Below are 1343 nucleotides of genomic sequence, written 5' to 3'. Positions count from 1 at the left end.
CCCCCCACCCCTGCGAAAATGATCGCCGAGGCCAGCAACTGACCGGGGGTCAGCGTCTCGCCCAAAAGGGTCCAGCCAAAGAACGCCGCCACCACCGGTACGAGATTGATGAACACCGAGGCCTTGCCCGCAGGCAGGCGGCTCATGCCCACGTTGTAGAGGCCGAAGGCACCGAGGGTCACGAACGCGCCGAGATACCCCGCGATTGCCAGCGTGAACACCGGGTCCGCGCCCACGCCGTCGCGAAGGAGCATGTAGGCACCGGGCAGGAAAAAGATCACCCCTGCCGCGTTCTGCACCGCCGTGATGGTCCACGGTCCGTAACTGGCCGAGAGCCGCTTCACCAGCAGCATGTACCCGGTGGCGCTGACCATGGCCGCAAGCTCCAGCATGTTCCCCAGCAACGGATTGGAGGCGTGCTCCGACGGGTTGCCCAGCATGGTGAGCGCTCCGACCCCGGCAATGGACAGGGCCAGCCCGAGCCAGCCACGGGGGGTGGTGCGCTCTCCGAAAAAGAGCCCGGCACCGGCTGCCACCATGAGGGGTACGGAAGCGGAAATAAGCCCGGCCTGCGTGGCGGACGTGTACGTCAACGCATGGGATTCAAAGAAGAAATACAGGCACGGCATGCACAGGGCCATCAGGGCCAGAGCCCCCCGGTCCCTGCCCTGCCGCACCGGTCCGGCCAGTCGCGCGGCAAAGGGGGTCAGCACCAGCGTGGCCACCCCGGTCCGCAGCCACATGACGGCCCACGGGTCCATGAAGGAAACCAGATACTTCATGGACGCGAACGAACTGCCCCACAGAAACACCGCGCCAAGCACGGCCAGAAGCGGAGTCAGGGGGGTGGCGGTCTCTGCACTCTTCACGGTATCACTCATGGTCTTTCTCCCGACGGTTTTCGATATGACTACGAAACGTCGGACGAAACGTCTTGCAAAATGTTGCGGACTTGACTTCAGCCCGAAATGTACTGACTGGGGGTCGCGCCTGTATAGCGTCGGAAGGTATTGGAAAAATGACTCTGGTCCGAAAACCCGCTCTCAAGCGCGACCTCGGAGAACCGGCAGCCCTCCCGCAGCAGTCGCTTGGCGTGCTCGATGCGAAGCTGCATGTGATACCCGTGCGGCGGCAACCCCAGCACATCCCGGAAAACGCGAAGCAGATGATACCGGGAAAGACCGGCGACCCCGGCAAGCTGCTCAAGCGTGACCTCGCCGGAAAGGTTCTCATGCAGATACTCACGCGCCCGCTTCACGGCCCTCGGCTCAGGCGAACCGGGCACCCGTGGCCGGATTTCGCAGTGCCGGGAAAGGAGCGCGGCAGAGGCTCGCGAACGGCGG

The 1343-nt window shown here is 64.3% G+C and carries 2 protein-coding genes; both read right to left on the bottom strand.

The genetic code is table 11. The features are described from left to right. The coding region (locus JCM12178_RS17390; RefSeq protein WP_054653237.1) for a DMT family transporter at positions 1-881 on the bottom strand (881 nt) is incomplete at its 3' end. 77 nt (positions 882-958) lie between these two features. Then, a partial coding sequence (locus tag JCM12178_RS18095) for a helix-turn-helix domain-containing protein (RefSeq protein WP_157054988.1) occupies positions 959-1343 on the bottom strand: 385 nt, incomplete at its 5' end.

The sequence above is a fragment of the Salidesulfovibrio brasiliensis JCM 12178 genome (assembly GCF_001311825.1).
Classification (GTDB): Bacteria; Desulfobacterota; Desulfovibrionia; order Desulfovibrionales; family Desulfovibrionaceae; genus Pseudodesulfovibrio; species Pseudodesulfovibrio brasiliensis.
This window is presented reverse-complemented; position numbering and strand designations above follow the sequence as displayed.